We start from the raw sequence: 14,766 nt of genomic DNA, 5'->3' as shown, positions 1-14,766 counted from the left end.
TTCTACCAACAAGGTTTGCCGGGGCGCGCCTGAATTCCTCCCCCTCGCCGTGTGTCGGACTGTGGCACTGGTAACCGTCTGTAAATTTATCTGCGAAAATGCGGTGATAGGCGCAAGCTAAGGATCGGCAAAGACCGTCTAAAAACTGGAGAGAAAGAATGAAACGCTTGATCATGATGACGGCCGCGGCCGCCATGGCCCTGCTGCTGGGCGGGTGCGCGACCACCATCCGCAGCGATGTCACCACCTTCCACCAATGGCCAGCGCAGATCGCGGACAAGAGCTATGTCTTCGAGGCGCCGCCGGCAATGGACAATACCCTGGAATACCAGAGCTACCAGAACCTCGTGCGCGGGCAACTGGCGCAACTGGGCTTTCATGAATCGCCAGCCGCTCCGGCCGCACTGAAGGTGGCGATGCGCTTCACCACGACCGAGGTGCCGGTGCGCGTGGTCGAACCGGCGATCTCGATGTACGCTGGCTACCCCTTCTACCCTGGCTATCCTTACTACCGCCATGGCCCGCGCTTCGGTCCGCGCTTCGGCGTGCGCGGCCGCTGGGCTGGCTGGCACCACCCGTTCTACGATCCGTTCTGGAACCCCTTCCCGGCGTACGAAGTGTCGATCCAGAACCAGTACCGCCGCGAACTGCAGGTGTCGATCAAGGACGCCAGCGACAAGCGCCTGTTCGACGTCACCGTGCACAACATGAGCCGTGAACTGTCGACCCCGGCGGTGATGCCGGCGCTGGTGCAGAGTGCCTTTGCAGGCTTCCCAGGACCGAGCGGGGGCGTGCGGCGCATCGAGTTGCAGCAGAAGAATGGTTGAGATGACAGGGCCGGCATGAAAGCCGGTGGCAGGAAATGAGAAGCCGGGGCGTGCCCCGGCTTTTTTATGGTTCATCACGGATTTCCGGGAAATGCGGCTTTGATCTTCAGGAAGAAGAAGTCGCTATCGCGGTAGCCGTAGGCCATCCGCTTCATGACCTTGATGCGGTTATTGATGCCTTCGAGCTGGCCGGTATGCATCGGCCAGCGCAGCCGTGCTGCAATGCCCCGCCAGTAAGGCTTGAGCTTGGCAGCGAATCTCCTGAGCGGCTCGATTCCGCTGTCGCGCGCCATCCTGAGCCAGTTCCGCCAGGCGAGAAGCCATTGCCATCCGCCTGATGTCTGCCAGAGTTCCTTAAGTGTCGTCTTCATCACGTACACCGTCATCAAAGCCTGGTTGGCGGCTAGCAGCTCATCCAGATTCGCCTGCTGCGTCGGCGGGACGTTTTCCCGGTTGCGCAGCAACAGCCAGCGGGAGCGCTTGACGACTTTACGCTGTGGACGATCGTCTCGCAGACGATTGGCCTCGTCGACGCGTACCCGGTCGATGACTTCACGGCCATACTTGGCGATGACGTGAAACAGGTCGTAGACCACGCGCGCTTTCGGACATTGCCGCCGCACTTCCAGGTCGAACGCGGTATTCATGTCCATCGCTACGGCTTCGATCCTGGCGCAGCGTTCAGGGCCGAGCCATTCGAAGAACGGCCGGATGGCCTCGCGGCTGCGGCCTTCGCCGACCCAGAGCACCTGCCGGCTGTCGGCATCGAGCACGACCGTGGCATAGCGATGGCCTTTGAACAGCGCAAACTCGTCCATGACAAGCCGGGTTGGCTGTGCTGCAGGCAAGGTAGCCAATTCACGTTCCAGCTTGGCACGCTCGATATTGCGCACCGTCTCCCAGTGCAGCTGCGCCAGCTTGCACACATGGGCTACCGGCAGCTTCTCGCACCACAAGCCTACAAATTCAGCCAAGGCGCGGGTCACTCGGGCGTGCCGGTCGAGCCAGCTCACGCGCTCAGTACGGGTGCCGCATTGACCACACCGAAGCCGTCTGAGAGGCACACGCAGCCACACCGGCAAACCGAACATGGGCAGCTCGCGGATAGTGCGTAGGCCTGTTTCGTGTATCTGATGACAGTGATGGCCGCAGCCGCCGCATACCATCGGCGCCCCAGGATCGCGTCGCAGGTTGATCCACACTGCGTCAGGTCCGCGTTCCAATTTAGATGCAATGAACCCTTCCCAGAACGGGAGGTCAAGATTATGATTCGTCATGAAAGCGGTGAGTTGAGTCAGCTTTGTTGGTCGCACAACAAGTCTAGCTCTTCTTCACCGCTTTCTTGTTTTTAGCATTGCTCCCGCTAATCCGTGAAGAACCTTTTTTATTGGCCGCTACGCTTGATCTTGCCACGACACTCGACCGTAGGGTGGGCACCCCGTGCCCACGCGTTACGGGCACATCTTTCGGACACGTACCTCAACTTGTCGCTCGCACGATATCTCCGTGCCTCGATGAATGCGTGGCTCGCGGTTACGATGCGAGCGACATGTCACGGCACGTGGCCAACGGTTGACGCACGTACCGCGTGGGCACGGAGTGCCCACCCTACGAGAAATACGCTTCCGAGGCGAAGGTGATGACGATAATGAGCAGCACCGCCGCCACCAGCACCAGCAGCAGGCGCCCGAACTTCGGCGGCCCGGCTTCGGGCTCCTGCGGTTCGCGGTCGTCGGAAAACTCCCTCATGGCAGCAGGATGGTCGAGCCGGTCGTGCGCCGCGCCTCGAGCGCGATGTGCGCCTGGGCGGCCTCGGCCAGCGGGAAGCGCTGGTTGATGCCGATCCTGACCTTGCCGTTGGCGACCATCCCGAACAGGTCGGCGGCCATCGCCTCCAGCTCGGGACGGGTGGCGGCATAGGCGCCCAGCGAAGGCCGGGTGATGTAGAGCGAACCGCGCGAGGCCAGTTCGTTCAGCGAGAACGGCGGTACCGCGCCCGAGGAATTGCCGAAGCTGACCATCAGGCCGCGCGGCTGCAGGCAGTCGAGCGAGCGGATGAAGGTGTCCTTGCCGACGGAGTCGTAGACGACCGGCACCTTCTTGCCGCCGGTGATCTCCAGCACGCGCGCCACGATGTCCTCGTCGTTGTAGTTGATGACATGGGCAGCGCCGTGCGCCAGGGCCAGCTCGCCCTTCTCTTTCGATCCGACCGTGCCGATCAGGTTCACGCCGAGCGCGCGCGCCCATTGGCAGGCGATCAGGCCGACGCCGCCGGCCGCGGCATGGAAAAGGATGGTCTGGCCGGGTTGCAATTTGTAGGTGCTGTTGAACAGATACTGGACCGTCAGGCCCTGCAGCATCATGGCGGCGGCGGTCTCGAAATCGATCGCGTCCGGCAGTTTCACCAGGATGTCGGCCGGCATGGTGCGCACCTCGCTGTAGGCGCCGTTCGGCCGCCCGGCATAGGCCACGCGGTCGCCCGGCCGCACGTGGGTGACGCCCTCGCCCACCGCCTCGACCACGCCCGCGCCTTCCTGGCCCAGGCCCGAGGGCAAGGGCATGGGGTACAGGCCGGTGCGGAAATACACGTCGATGAAGTTCAGGCCGATCGCATGCTGGCGCACGCGCGCCTCGCCCGGGCCCGGTTCGCCCACCTCGACATCGACGTATTCCAGCACCTCGGGGCCGCCGGTGCGGGTCAATCGGATTGCCTTGGCCATCATGGTGTTTGCTCCTTGTTGTTGGTATTCATGAGTTGGGTCAGCACCAGGCGCGCCGTCGATATATTGGTCGCGCAGGCGATGTCGTGGACGTCGCAGGCGCGCACCAGGGCATTGATGTCCGGCTCGTGCGGCTGCGGCGTCATCGGGTCGCGCAGGAAAATCACGCAGTCGACCTCCCCCGTCACCAGCTGGGCGCCGATCTGCAGGTCGCCGCCGAAAGGCCCCGAGTGCTTGCACTCGACCTCCAGCCCGAGTTCGTTGATCAGGCGTCCGCCCGTGGTGCCGGTGGCCGACAGGGTGCAGCCGGCCAGGAATTCCCGGTACTCGGCGGCGAGCGTGATCATGTCGTCCTTCTTCTTGTCGTGCGCGATGAGCGCGATGCGTGGCTTCATTCTTGTCGTCTCTTTCCTATTTTTTCAGGGACAGCATGTAGATACCCGCCAGGACGAGGCCTGTTCCCGCCAGCTGCACGGCGGTGATCGGCTCGCCCAGCACCAGGGCGCCGAGGAACAGCGTGGACACCGGACCGATCATGCCCGCCTGCGAGGCGGTGGCGGCGCCGATGCGCTGCACCGCGACCATCGTCATGAACACCGGGAAGATAGTACAGAAAAGTCCATTCACGAGCGAGAGGCCGTACACCGGCAGCGGCTGCAGCAGCAGTTCCGCCGGGCGCAGCAGGAAGAACTGGCCGATGCAGGCGGCGCTCGAGACGCACATGGCGTAGGCCACCAGGCGCAGCGAGCCGATGCGGCGCACCATTTCGCCCGAGCCGAGCAGGTAGAAGGCGTAGGTGAGCGCGGAGCCGAGCACGAACAGCGAGCCGACGACGGTGCTGCCGGCGCCGCCGGCCAGGTCGTGCACGAACACCAGCACGATGCCGCAATAGGACAGCGCCAGCGCACCCCACTCGACGGGAGTGATCCGGCGCTTCAGGAACACGGCCGTGATCGCCAGCACGAAGGTCGGGGTGAGGAAAAGGATCAGGCGCTCGAGCCCGACCGAGATGTATTGCAGGCCGAGGAAATCGAGGTAACTCGACAGGTAGTAACCGACCAGGCCCAGCCCGACGATGCGCCAGCGGTCGGGCCAGCTCAGGGGCGCCTCGGTACGCATCTTCCAGAGCGCGACGCCAGCGAACGCCGGAAATGAAAACAACATCCTGAAGGCGATCAAAGTCACTGCATCGATGTGGTACCGATACAGCAATTTGGCGACCACGGCTTTCGTGGAAAACAAAACGGCGCCGCCAATGGCGATGGACAGGCCGGCGAGGAGGCTGGCGCGTGGTGCGGAAGTTGCGGTTGTGCTTGGAGCATGCTGGGTCATCCGTCGATTGTACGACCAAGCACAGAATCAAGCTCGGCAGAAGCCCGGAACGCAAACCCATGCGCATAGTCAAACCGCCACATTCACAATTCATGAGGAGGAACAATGCCGAACTGGAGCATGAAGCGGCCGCGCGGCCGTTCGCACGCGTGGATCCCGCCCGCGCTTGCCCGCATGGAGGCGGTCCGATGACCGCGCTCGTCCGTGTCGCCCCCTCGGCGGGGCGCGATCGGCCCTTCGTCATCGCCTGGCTGGCGGCGCTGGTCGCACTGTGCTGGGCCTGCCTGGTGTTCCGGGCGCTGCGCATCTCGACGGGCGAACCCGCCGCCATGTCCACAGGCTTGGCCACGGGCTTGGCAAACGCGGTGTTGGGCGTCGCGCCCCACCCCTATCGCGCGCAGGAGCTGGTGCTGGTGCTGGCGATGTGGGGCGCCATGCTCTCGGCCATGGTGCTGCCGGCGGCGACGCCGGCGATCCTGCTGTTCGCCCGCATCAACCGGCTGGCGCACACGGTGCGCTACCCGAATTTCGCCACCCTGCTGTTCGTGTTCGGCTACCTGATGGTCTGGGGCGGCTTCGGCCTGCTTGCCACCCTGGCCCAGTGGGCGCTGCACGACGCCGGCGCGCTCGACAGCGGCATGGCCGTCACGAATGCCAGCGCATGCGGCCTGGCCCTGGTCGCCGCCGGCGTCTACCAGTGGACGCCCGCCAAGCACGCCTGCCTGCAGATGTGCCGCAACCCGCTCGCCTTCGTCCTGACGGGCTGGCGTCCGGGATTGATCGGCGCCTGGCGCATGGGCCTCACCCATGGACTCTACTGTACCGGCTCGTGCTGGCTGCTGATGCTGCTGCTGTTCGCGGCCGGCGTCACCAACCTGGCGGCCCTGGTCGGGCTGGCAGCGCTGATCCTGGCCGAGAAGCTGCTGCCGGGCGGCACGGTGGTGGCCTGCATCGGCGGTCTTGGACTCGTCGCCTGGGGGACCCTATTGCTGTTTCCATAACAATCGAGGCACGGTTTGCGAGCGGGGCACATGCTAAAATGTCGCCCACTCTTGCATAAGGGAAGCTCAAAAAGCCGCCGCAAGCGGCGGCACTGGGCGTCCCATACCGTCTAAGGATTCTCGAACATGGCTGGACACAGCAAATGGGCCAACATCAAGCACAAAAAAGCCGCAACTGATGCCAAGCGCGGCAAGATCTGGACCCGACTGATCAAGGAAATCACGGTCGCCGCGCGCATGGGCGGCAGCGACATCAACGCCAACCCGCGCCTGCGCCTGGCGGTCGAAAAGGCGGCCGACGCCAACATGCCGAAGGACAACGTCACGCGCGCGATCCAGCGCGGCGCCGGCGAGCTCGAGGGCGTCAACTACGAAGAGGTCCGCTACGAAGGCTACGGCATCGGCGGCGCGGCCATCATCGTCGACTGCCTGACCGACAACCGGGTGCGCACCGTGGCCGAAGTGCGCCATGCCTTCAACAAGTACGGCGGCAACATGGGTACCGAGGGTTCGGTGGCCTTCATGTTCAAGCACGTCGGCCAGTTCCAGTTCGCGCCAGGCGTGGACGAGGGCAAGCTGATGGAAGCGGCGCTGGAAGCCGGCGCCGACGACGTGGTGCAGGACGAGGAAGGCGGCTTCGAAGTGCTGTGCGACCCGTTCGCCTACTCGGGCGTGAAGGAAGCGCTGGAAAAGGCCGGCTTCAAGGCCGAGGTCTCGGAAGTCATCATGAAGCCGGACAACGAGACCGTGCTCACCGGTGAAGACGCGATCAAGATGCAGAAGATCCTCGACGCACTGGAAAACCTGGACGACGTCCAGGACGTCTACACCAACGCCGTCATCGAAGAATAAGCAGCGAGAGCCATATGAAGATCCTGGTAGTCGGCTCTGGAGGCCGTGAACATGCCCTGGCCTGGAAACTGGCCCAATCCGAACGCGTCCAGATGGTTTACGTCGCGCCGGGCAATGGCGGCACCGCGGTCGATGACCGCCTGGTGAACGTCGAGATCACCGACCCGGCGGCGCTGGCCGACTTCGTCGTGGCCGAACACATCGCCCTGACCCTGGTGGGTCCGGAAGCGCCGCTGGCCGCCGGCATCGTCAACCTGTTCCGTTCGCGCGGCCTGAAGATCTTCGGGCCGACGCGCGAGGCGGCGCAGCTGGAAAGCTCGAAGGACTTCGCCAAGGCCTTCATGCAGCGCCACGGCATCCCGACCGCGAAGTACCAGAGTTTCTCGGATGCGGCGCAAGCCCACGCCTACGTCGATGCGAACGGTGCGCCGATCGTCATCAAGGCCGACGGCCTGGCGGCCGGCAAGGGCGTGGTCGTCGCGATGTCGCTGGAAGAAGCGCATGCGGCGGTCGACCACATGCTGTCCGATAACGCCTTCGGCGACGCCGGCGCGCGCATCGTCATCGAGGAATTCCTCGCCGGCGAAGAAGCCAGCTTCATCGTCATGTGCGACGGCAAGAACGTGGTGGCGATGGCCACCTCCCAGGACCACAAGCGCCTGAAGGACGCCGACCAGGGCCCGAACACGGGCGGCATGGGCGCCTATTCGCCGGCGCCGATCGTCACGCCGGCGATGCACGCGCGCGTGATGCGCGAGATCATCCACCCGACCATCCTGGGCATGGCCAAGGACGGCATCCAGTTCACCGGCTTCCTGTACGCCGGCCTGATGATCGACAGTGAGGGCAACCCGCGCACGCTGGAATTCAACTGCCGCATGGGCGACCCGGAAACCCAGCCCATCATGGCGCGCCTCAAAAGCGACTTCGTTACCGTGCTCGAACACGCCTGCAACGGCACCCTCGACGCGATCGAACTCGAATGGGACCGCCGCACGGCCGTGGGCGTGGTCATGGCGGCCGCCGGCTACCCGGACAGCCCGCGCAAGGGCGACGTGATCGAGGACATTCCAGCCGAGACGCCGGAATGCATCACCTTCCACGCCGGCACCACCCTGGCCGATGGCGTCCTGAAGACCAACGGCGGCCGCGTGCTGTGCGTGGTCGGCCTGGGCGACAGCGTCAGGATGGCGCAGAAGCAGGCCTACGAAGGCGTCGACAAGATCCGTTTCGACGGCGCGCAGTTCCGCCGCGATATCGGGTGGCGCGGGATCAAGTAAGCCGCGTTCGTTGCGCGTTCGAAGGCCGGCGGTGAATCATCGCAGCCGCGGTCTTCGGTAAGCTTCCTGGCTCGGTCATGTTGTACCGCGTGGACACAGGTGTCCACCCTACAAATACGGGGTTCGTAGGGTGGACACCTGTGTCCACGCTGTCTCCCCCTCCGATCAGCACCACACCAGGCAGCACCCCTCGGCGTAAATTCCGTACACACGGCCGCACAGTGTACAATCGCCCTCAATTTTGACTTCCCCGCACCGATCCATGTCCACCCCTTCCCCATCCGCCATCAAAGCCTGGCTGCTCGACCTTCAGTCGCGCATTGTCGCGGCGCTGGAGGATGTGGACGGCAAGCCCTTCCTGCGCGACAGCTGGGAGCGCCCCGAGGGCGGCGGCGGGATCTCGCGCCTGATCGAGGAAGGCAGTGTGCTCGAACGCGGCGGCGTGAATTTCTCGCACGTGATGGGCACCAACCTGCCGCCGTCGGCCGCTGCGGCGCGTCCGGAACTGGCGGGCCGCGCCTGGGAAGCGATGGGCGTGTCGCTGGTGCTGCACCCGCGTAACCCTTACGCGCCGACCGTGCACATGAACGTGCGCTTCTTCGAGGCCACGGCCGAGGGCAAGGACCCGGTCTGGTGGTTCGGCGGCGGCATGGACCTGACGCCCTATTACGGCAATGTCGACGACGCGCGCCATTTCCACCGCGTCTGCCACGACGCGCTGGCGCCCTATGGCGAAGACCTGCACCCGCGCTTCAAGAAGTGGTGCGACGAGTATTTCTACCTGAAGCACCGCAAGGAAGCGCGCGGCGTCGGCGGCATCTTCTTCGACGACTTCAACGAGCTGCCTTTCGACGAAGCCTTCGCCATGGTACAGAGCGTGGGCGACGGTTTCCTCGATGCCTACCTGCCGATCCTGAAAGGCCGCAAGGACACGCCCTACGGCGAGCGCGAACGCGACTTCCAGGCTTACCGCCGTGGACGCTACGTCGAGTTCAACCTGGTGTGGGACCGCGGCACGCACTTCGGCCTGCAGTCGGGTGGGCGGACCGAGGCGATCCTGATGTCGCTGCCGCCGATCGTCAAATGGCGCTACGACTGGCATCCGGAACCGGGCAGCGCGGAAGCCCGGTTGTATTCCGACTTCCTGCCGCACCGGGACTGGCTCGCTTCGTGATTCCATGCGTCGCCCTGCTGGGGGGCAGTTTCGATCCCGTGCATCACGGCCACGTTGCGCTGGCGCGCCTGTTCGCCGAGCTGCTGCAACCGACCGAATTGCGCGTGCTGCCGGCCCGTCCCTGGCAGAAAGCGGCGCTGCAGGCCAGCGACGAGGACCGGGTCGCGATGCTGGACCTGGCGTTTCGCGACGCTGGCCTCACGGCCATCATCGACCGCCGCGAGATCGACAGCGGCAATCCGACCTATACGGTGGAAACCCTGCGCGGCCTGCGCGCCGAACTGGGCGAGCAGGTCTCGATCGTGTTCCTGATGGGAGCAGACCAGTTGCAAAGGCTCGATAGCTGGCGCGACTGGCGTGAACTATTTGCGCTGGCCAATATTGGCGTCGCAGCCCGGCCGGGCTACAGGCTGGAGCAGGACGCGATGCCGCCGGAGGTGGCGCAGGAAATCGCGCGGCGCCTGGCGCCGCCTGAACAGGTACGCACCACGCCTTCCGGCCTGGTGTGCCTGGCGCACACGCTGGCGGTAGACATTTCCGCTACGCAGGTGCGCGCAGCACTGCAAAATGAAGGCGCATCCGGTGCGGCGCCCGACGCTGTTCCGGAGCGTGCGCCAACCGCGTACCTCGCGCGGGTAGTGCTAGACTATATTCAACAACATAATTTATACAGAAGCTAATGGATATCAAAAAACTGCAAACGGTCGTCGTCGACGCCCTCGAAGACGTCAAGGGCCAGGAGATCATGTTGTTCGACACGACCCACCTGACCAGCCTGTTCGACCGCATCGCCGTGGTCTCGGGCACGTCGAATCGCCAGACCAAGGCGCTGGCCGCCTCGGTGCGCGACAAGGTCAAGGAAGCAGGCGGCGACGTGGTCGGCCTGGAAGGCGAGGACACCGGCGAATGGGTCCTGGTCGACCTGGGCGACATGATCGTGCACATCATGCAGCCGGCCATCCGCCAGTACTACCGCCTGGAAGAAATCTGGGGCGAGAAGCCGGTGAAGCTGGGCGCGGCCAAGCGCAAGTCGACGCCGGAAGCGCTTGAAGCTGCCGAGCCGAAGACCAAGTCGAAGCACCTGGCCGCCAACCAGGACCAGCCGGAAGCAAAGCCGGTGCGCGAGCGCAAGACCGCCACCAAGACCGCCGCAACCAAGACCGCTGCCGCCAAGACCGTCGCTGCGAAGAAGCCGGCCGCCAAGAAGGCCCCGGTCGGCAAGGTCGTGAAAGTGGCGCCGAGCAAGAGCGAGATCGCCGCCGTCGAAGCGACCAAGGCCAAGCCGCCGAAGCGCGCGCCGAAAGCCGCCGCTGCTGCCGACGCCGAACCGGTCAAGAAGGTCATCAAGCGCGTCGCCAAGAAGGTCACCGAGTAAGTTTCGATGCAACTCATCATTGCCGCGGTCGGCCATAAAATGCCGGCCTGGATCGAGACCGGCTTTGCGGAATACACGAAGCGCATGCCGCCCGAGCTGCGCATCGTGCTCAAGGAAATCAAGCCGGTCGAGCGCTCCGGCAGCAAGACGGCGGCCACCGCGATGGCGCTCGAGCGCGAGCGCATCGAAGCGGTGCTGCCCAAAGGCGTGCGCATCATCGCGCTCGACGAGCGGGGCAAGGACCTGACAAGTGTTGGACTCTCTCAACAATTGTTGGGCTGGCTGCAGGACGGGCGCGACACCGCCTTCCTCATTGGCGGCGCCGATGGCCTCGATCCCGAGCTGAAGGCGCGTGCCGAAGGCATGATCCGCATTTCCAGCATGACCCTTCCGCATGGCATGGTGCGCGTAATGCTGGCCGAACAGCTCTACCGCGCCTGGTCCATTACCCAGAACCATCCGTATCACCGCGTCTGAACGCCTGCCCAATGAATGCGCACGACAAGAAAATCTATCTCGCCTCGAAAAGCCCGCGGCGGCGCGAACTGCTGCGCCAGGTCGGCATCGACTTCGAGCTGCTGAGCCTGCGTAACGACCCGGCGCGCGGCGTCGACGTGCCCGAGGACGTGCTGCCGGGCGAGCCGGCGCACGAATATGTCGTACGCGTGGCGCGCGAGAAAGGCGCTTTTGCCTGGAAGGTGCTGCAGCAGCGCCGCCAGCCGCTGCGCCCGGTGCTCACGGCCGACACCACGGTGACGATAGCCGACGAGATCCTCGGCAAGCCGGCCGACCCGGCGGAAGCGAAAGCCATGCTCGAGCGCCTGTCGGGCCGCACCCACCAGGTGCTGACCACGGTCGCGGTGCACTACACCGATTTTGCCGAGCACATCACCCAGGTCTCGGACGTGCGCTTCGCCAGGCTGACTCCGCAGCAGATCGCCGCCTACTGCGCCACCACCGAACCCTATGACAAGGCCGGCGCCTACGGCATCCAGGGCCTGGCCGCGCTCTTCATCGAGCACATCGAGGGCAGCCATTCGGGCATCATGGGCTTGCCGCTGTTCGAGACGGCGGCCTTGCTGCGCAAGGTGGGCGTGCAGGTTTAAATGGTGACGATGGCGGCCCGAATCCGGGCTCTGGCTTCTGTCGGACGCTCCTGTTCAAACCCCGCTAACACTGCCCACCCTACCAGACGCGTCGCAGACATCCGGTGATCCGCGGCAGCTTTTCGACACCGCGGCAGCTCCCGTAGGGTGGGCACTCCGTGCCCACGCGAACATTCGCGTCGTGTTGGCGTACGGGCGCGGCAACGGACCTAACCGAACCACATCCCCCTCCGCGGAATACCCGCAGCCCCACCATCCCCCATCCCAGCGTGTATCATGACACTCTGAACAATATCCCTTACGCGCAGCGCTCATGAACGAAGACATCCTCATCAATATCACCCCGCAGGAAACGCGCGTGGCGCTGGTCCTGCAGGGCGCGGTGCAGGAGTTGCACATCGAGCGTACGCTGACGCGTGGCCTGGCCGGCAACGTGTATTCGGGCAAGGTCGTGCGCGTGCTGCCTGGCATGCAGTCGGCCTTCATCGACATCGGCCTGGAGCGCGCGGCCTTCCTGCACGTGGCCGACATCTGGGAAGCGCGCCCGCACGACAATTCCAACGTGCCGCCCACGCCCATCGAAAAGCTGCTCTACGACGGCCAGGTGCTGACCGTGCAGGTCATCAAGGACCCGATCGGCACCAAGGGCGCGCGCCTGTCGACGCAGATCTCGATCGCGGGCCGGATGCTGGTCTACCTGCCGCAGGACAAGCACATCGGCATCTCGCAAAAGATCGAAAAGGAAAGCGACCGCGAACTGCTGCGCACGCGCATGCAGGAGCTGCTGCCGGCCGAAGAAAAAGGTGGCTACATCGTGCGCACCCAGGCCGAGGAAGCGAGCGACGCCGACCTGCTGGCCGACATCGACTACCTGCGCAAGACCTGGGCCGCGATCCAGCACGGCGCCCGCACCCGCCCGGCCACGAGCCTGTTATATCAAGACCTGAACCTCGCCCAGCGCGTGCTGCGCGACTTCGTGCACGAGGAAACGGCGACGATCCAGGTCGACTCGCGCGAGAACTACCTCAAATTGGTCGAGTTCGCCCAGGTCTACACCCCGAGCGTCCTGTCGCGTCTGCAGCACTACACCGGCGAGCGTCCGCTGTTCGACCTGTACGGCGTGGAAGAGGAAATCCTGCGCGCGCTGGGCCGCCGCGTCGACCTCAAGAGCGGCGGCTACCTGATCGTCGACCAGACCGAGGCGATGACGACGATCGACGTCAACACCGGCGGCTTCGTCGGCGGCCGCAATTTCGCGGACACGATCTTCAAGACCAACCTGGAAGCGGCCCACGCCATTGCCCGCCAGCTGCGCCTGCGCAACCTGGGCGGCATCATCATCCTCGACTTCATCGACATGGAGAACAACGAGCACCGCAACGCCGTGCTCGCCGAACTCAAGAAGACGCTGGCGCGCGACCGCACCAAGGTCTCGGTGAGCGGCTTCTCGGCCCTGGGCCTGGTCGAGATGACGAGGAAGCGCACCCGCGAGTCGCTCGCCCACATCCTGTGCGAACCCTGCCCTGCCTGCGGCGGCAAGGGACAAGTCAAAACCTCGCGCACCATCTGCTACGAAATCCTGCGCGAACTGCTGCGCGAAGCCAAGCAGTTCAATCCGCGCGAATTCCGCATCCTAGCTTCGCAGGAAGTGGTCGATCTGTTCCTGGAAGAGGAGTCGCAGCACCTGGCGATGCTGGGCGACTTCATCGGCAAGAAGATTTCGCTGCAGGTGGAGAAGGGGTATCACCAGGAGCAGTACGACGTGATCCTGATGTGAGGATGGCGTGAGCCCTTCGTTCGAGCAAGGCTGGCAGCGCCTGTGGAAGGAACTGGGCACACCTGCTCCCGCCGGCCTGTTCGATGCGCTGATCCAGGCTTACCGCGAACCGCAGCGCCACTACCACACCGAGCAGCATCTCGAAGAGTGCCTTGCCCACTTCGACGCGCTGCGCCACCTGGCCGAACACCCTGCCGAGATCGAACTGGCCTTGTGGTTCCACGACAGCGTGTACGACGTGCACGCCCGCGATAACGAGGCGCGTTCGGCCGACTGGGCGGACCAGGCGCTGCTGGCGGCCGGCCTGGCGCCCGGTGTCTGCGAGCGCGTGCACGCACTGATCATGGCGACCTGCCACGATGCCCTTCCCGCCACGCCCGACGCCCAACTGCTGACCGACGTCGACCTGGCCATCCTCGGCGCGCAGCCCGGGCGCTTTGCCGAGTACGAGGCCCAGATCCGCGCCGAGTATGCGCACGTGCCGCAGGCGCTGTTCATGGAGAAGCGCAGGCAGATCCTGCAGGGCTTTCTCGACCGCGACAGTATCTTCCACACCCTGCCCTGCCAGGAACGCTTCGAGGCTGCTGCCCGCCGCAACCTCGCGCACGCGATCCAGGCCTTGCCTTCCTGATCTGTTTCCGCACGGGTGCGCCCTCCCCTCGCAAATCGTCCTAACATCGCGCCATGACTACACCATCCATCCGCATCGACATCTGGAGCGACTACGTCTGCCCCTTCTGCTACCTCGAACTGCCCGCCGTGCAGCGCCTGCAGCAGGCCTACGGGGAGCAACTCGAGGTCGCCTGGCGCGCCTTCGAGCTGCGTCCCGATCCGAAACCGACGCTCGACCCGGACGGCGAATACCTGCACACGACCTGGAACCGCTCGGTCTATCCGATGGCGGCCGAGCGCGGCATGACCCTGAAACTGCCGCCGGTGCAGCCACGCAGCCGCAAGGCCTTCGAAGCGGTGGCCTACGCGCGCGAACAGGGGCGTTTCGACCTGATGCATGAAGCGCTGTTCCGCGCCTTCTTCGTGGACGGGCGGGACATCGGCGACCCGGGGATACTCGAGGATATCGGGGTCGAATGCGGCGTGGACCGCCTGGGCCTGAGCGAAGCGCTCGGCAGCGCGCGCCATACCGCCGAGGTGCTGGAAGACCAGAAGCTGGCCCATTCGCTGGGTGTGGCCGGGGTGCCGATCATGGTCTTCCGCCCGGCCGGCGCCGGCTGGGACCAGGCCCTGGCGGTACGCGGCGCCGTGCCCTACGAGACCATGGAAGCGGCGCTGCGCCAGGTGCTGGACGATATCGCCCGCTGAGC

At 65.0% G+C, this 14,766-nt stretch carries 17 protein-coding genes; 12 read left to right on the top strand and 5 right to left on the bottom strand.

All coding sequences use genetic code 11. From position 1 onward, the window contains the following. Positions 1 to 158 precede the first annotated feature (158 nt). Positions 159 to 827, top strand: a complete 669-nt coding sequence (locus ACSUZJ_RS05135; RefSeq protein WP_499413918.1) for a DUF4136 domain-containing protein — start codon at positions 159 to 161, stop codon at positions 825 to 827. Positions 828 to 901: 74 nt separating this feature from the next. Here ACSUZJ_RS05135 and ACSUZJ_RS05130 read toward each other — a convergent pair whose 3' ends face one another. The 5 genes from ACSUZJ_RS05130 to ACSUZJ_RS05110 all read right to left on the bottom strand — a co-directional run bounded on the left by ACSUZJ_RS05130 (position 902) and on the right by ACSUZJ_RS05110 (position 4,879). Continuing rightward, on the bottom strand, positions 902 to 2,104 hold the full coding sequence (locus ACSUZJ_RS05130; protein ID WP_499409742.1) for an ISL3 family transposase: 1,203 nt from the start codon (positions 2,102 to 2,104) through the stop codon (positions 902 to 904). Between the two features lie 331 nt (positions 2,105 to 2,435). Further along, complete coding sequence (locus tag ACSUZJ_RS05125; protein ID WP_499413916.1) at positions 2,436 to 2,576, bottom strand: hypothetical protein; 141 nt, start codon at positions 2,574 to 2,576, stop codon at positions 2,436 to 2,438. Further along, positions 2,573 to 3,547 carry a quinone oxidoreductase family protein gene (locus tag ACSUZJ_RS05120; RefSeq protein ID WP_499416447.1) on the bottom strand — a complete coding sequence of 325 codons (975 nt, stop codon included), beginning with the start codon at positions 3,545 to 3,547 and terminating at the stop codon, positions 2,573 to 2,575. Before ACSUZJ_RS05120 ends, ACSUZJ_RS05125 begins: the two co-directional genes overlap by 4 nt. Next, complete coding sequence (locus ACSUZJ_RS05115; RefSeq protein ID WP_499413914.1) at positions 3,547 to 3,942, bottom strand: methylglyoxal synthase; 396 nt, start codon at positions 3,940 to 3,942, stop codon at positions 3,547 to 3,549. The genes ACSUZJ_RS05120 and ACSUZJ_RS05115 overlap by 1 nt, the downstream gene beginning before the upstream one ends. A 16-nt stretch (positions 3,943 to 3,958) precedes the next feature. Beyond that, positions 3,959 to 4,879 carry a DMT family transporter gene (locus tag ACSUZJ_RS05110; protein WP_499413912.1) on the bottom strand — a complete coding sequence of 307 codons (921 nt, stop codon included), beginning with the start codon at positions 4,877 to 4,879 and terminating at the stop codon, positions 3,959 to 3,961. Positions 4,880 to 5,067: 188 nt separating this feature from the next. Here ACSUZJ_RS05110 and ACSUZJ_RS05105 point away from each other — a divergent pair, with 188 nt between their 5' ends. The 11 genes from ACSUZJ_RS05105 to ACSUZJ_RS05055 all read left to right on the top strand — a co-directional run bounded on the left by ACSUZJ_RS05105 (position 5,068) and on the right by ACSUZJ_RS05055 (position 14,764). Then, positions 5,068 to 5,880, top strand: a complete 813-nt coding sequence (locus tag ACSUZJ_RS05105) for a DUF2182 domain-containing protein (RefSeq protein WP_499413910.1) — start codon at positions 5,068 to 5,070, stop codon at positions 5,878 to 5,880. 126 nt (positions 5,881 to 6,006) lie between these two features. Next, the gene (locus ACSUZJ_RS05100) at positions 6,007 to 6,732 is read left to right on the top strand and encodes a YebC/PmpR family DNA-binding transcriptional regulator (protein WP_499413909.1); all 726 of its coding nucleotides are present in this window, start codon (positions 6,007 to 6,009) and stop codon (positions 6,730 to 6,732) included. Between the two features lie 14 nt (positions 6,733 to 6,746). Beyond that, entirely contained in the window at positions 6,747 to 8,012 is a 1,266-nt protein-coding gene (purD, locus tag ACSUZJ_RS05095; protein ID WP_499413908.1) for a phosphoribosylamine--glycine ligase, read from the top strand. Between the two features lie 262 nt (positions 8,013 to 8,274). Next, positions 8,275 to 9,186: an oxygen-dependent coproporphyrinogen oxidase gene (hemF, locus tag ACSUZJ_RS05090; protein WP_499413907.1), complete on the top strand. Its 912-nt coding sequence runs from the start codon at positions 8,275 to 8,277 to the stop codon at positions 9,184 to 9,186. Beyond that, complete coding sequence (locus ACSUZJ_RS05085; protein ID WP_499413905.1) at positions 9,183 to 9,866, top strand: nicotinate-nucleotide adenylyltransferase; 684 nt, start codon at positions 9,183 to 9,185, stop codon at positions 9,864 to 9,866. The genes hemF and ACSUZJ_RS05085 overlap by 4 nt, the downstream gene beginning before the upstream one ends. Beyond that, positions 9,866 to 10,561, top strand: coding sequence for a ribosome silencing factor (rsfS, locus tag ACSUZJ_RS05080; RefSeq protein ID WP_499413903.1), 696 nt, complete (start codon positions 9,866 to 9,868; stop codon positions 10,559 to 10,561). The genes ACSUZJ_RS05085 and rsfS overlap by 1 nt, the downstream gene beginning before the upstream one ends. A 6-nt stretch (positions 10,562 to 10,567) precedes the next feature. Then, complete coding sequence (gene rlmH / locus ACSUZJ_RS05075; protein ID WP_499413901.1) at positions 10,568 to 11,038, top strand: 23S rRNA (pseudouridine(1915)-N(3))-methyltransferase RlmH; 471 nt, start codon at positions 10,568 to 10,570, stop codon at positions 11,036 to 11,038. An 11-nt stretch (positions 11,039 to 11,049) separates the two neighbouring features. After that, positions 11,050 to 11,667: a Maf family protein gene (locus ACSUZJ_RS05070; RefSeq protein ID WP_499413899.1), complete on the top strand. Its 618-nt coding sequence runs from the start codon at positions 11,050 to 11,052 to the stop codon at positions 11,665 to 11,667. A 313-nt stretch (positions 11,668 to 11,980) separates the two neighbouring features. Further along, a complete protein-coding gene (gene rng, locus ACSUZJ_RS05065) occupies positions 11,981 to 13,444 on the top strand; it encodes a ribonuclease G (protein WP_499413897.1) in 1,464 nt (487 codons plus the stop codon). Positions 13,445 to 13,451: 7 nt separating this feature from the next. After that, on the top strand, positions 13,452 to 14,075 hold the full coding sequence (locus ACSUZJ_RS05060; protein WP_499413895.1) for an HD domain-containing protein: 624 nt from the start codon (positions 13,452 to 13,454) through the stop codon (positions 14,073 to 14,075). Between the two features lie 53 nt (positions 14,076 to 14,128). Further along, complete coding sequence (locus ACSUZJ_RS05055; RefSeq protein WP_499413893.1) at positions 14,129 to 14,764, top strand: DsbA family oxidoreductase; 636 nt, start codon at positions 14,129 to 14,131, stop codon at positions 14,762 to 14,764. Positions 14,765 to 14,766 lie beyond the last annotated feature (2 nt).

Origin of the sequence: Telluria sp. B2, from assembly GCF_051789535.1 — a bacterium.
Classification (GTDB): domain Bacteria; phylum Pseudomonadota; class Gammaproteobacteria; order Burkholderiales; family Burkholderiaceae_D; genus Telluria.
The sequence above is the reverse complement of the archived record's forward strand: the minus strand, read 5'-3'. Positions and strand labels throughout refer to the sequence as shown.

Bases quoted from the DNA above. Each gene is read 5' to 3' on its own strand.
- rng (WP_499413897.1), top strand. From the start codon at position 11,981: ATGAACGAAGACATCCTCATCAATATCACCCCGCAGGAAACGCGCGTG.
- ACSUZJ_RS05120 (WP_499416447.1), bottom strand. From the start codon at position 3,547: ATGGCCAAGGCAATCCGATTGACCCGCACCGGCGGCCCCGAGGTGCTG.
- ACSUZJ_RS05135 (WP_499413918.1), top strand. From the start codon at position 159: ATGAAACGCTTGATCATGATGACGGCCGCGGCCGCCATGGCCCTGCTG.
- ACSUZJ_RS05055 (WP_499413893.1), top strand. From the start codon at position 14,129: ATGACTACACCATCCATCCGCATCGACATCTGGAGCGACTACGTCTGC.
- ACSUZJ_RS05070 (WP_499413899.1), top strand. From the start codon at position 11,050: ATGAATGCGCACGACAAGAAAATCTATCTCGCCTCGAAAAGCCCGCGG.
- ACSUZJ_RS05110 (WP_499413912.1), bottom strand. From the start codon at position 4,879: ATGACCCAGCATGCTCCAAGCACAACCGCAACTTCCGCACCACGCGCC.
- ACSUZJ_RS05100 (WP_499413909.1), top strand. From the start codon at position 6,007: ATGGCTGGACACAGCAAATGGGCCAACATCAAGCACAAAAAAGCCGCA.
- ACSUZJ_RS05115 (WP_499413914.1), bottom strand. From the start codon at position 3,942: ATGAAGCCACGCATCGCGCTCATCGCGCACGACAAGAAGAAGGACGAC.
- ACSUZJ_RS05105 (WP_499413910.1), top strand. From the start codon at position 5,068: ATGACCGCGCTCGTCCGTGTCGCCCCCTCGGCGGGGCGCGATCGGCCC.
- rsfS (WP_499413903.1), top strand. From the start codon at position 9,866: ATGGATATCAAAAAACTGCAAACGGTCGTCGTCGACGCCCTCGAAGAC.
- ACSUZJ_RS05130 (WP_499409742.1), bottom strand. From the start codon at position 2,104: ATGACGAATCATAATCTTGACCTCCCGTTCTGGGAAGGGTTCATTGCA.
- purD (WP_499413908.1), top strand. From the start codon at position 6,747: ATGAAGATCCTGGTAGTCGGCTCTGGAGGCCGTGAACATGCCCTGGCC.
- hemF (WP_499413907.1), top strand. From the start codon at position 8,275: ATGTCCACCCCTTCCCCATCCGCCATCAAAGCCTGGCTGCTCGACCTT.
- ACSUZJ_RS05125 (WP_499413916.1), bottom strand. From the start codon at position 2,576: ATGAGGGAGTTTTCCGACGACCGCGAACCGCAGGAGCCCGAAGCCGGG.
- rlmH (WP_499413901.1), top strand. From the start codon at position 10,568: ATGCAACTCATCATTGCCGCGGTCGGCCATAAAATGCCGGCCTGGATC.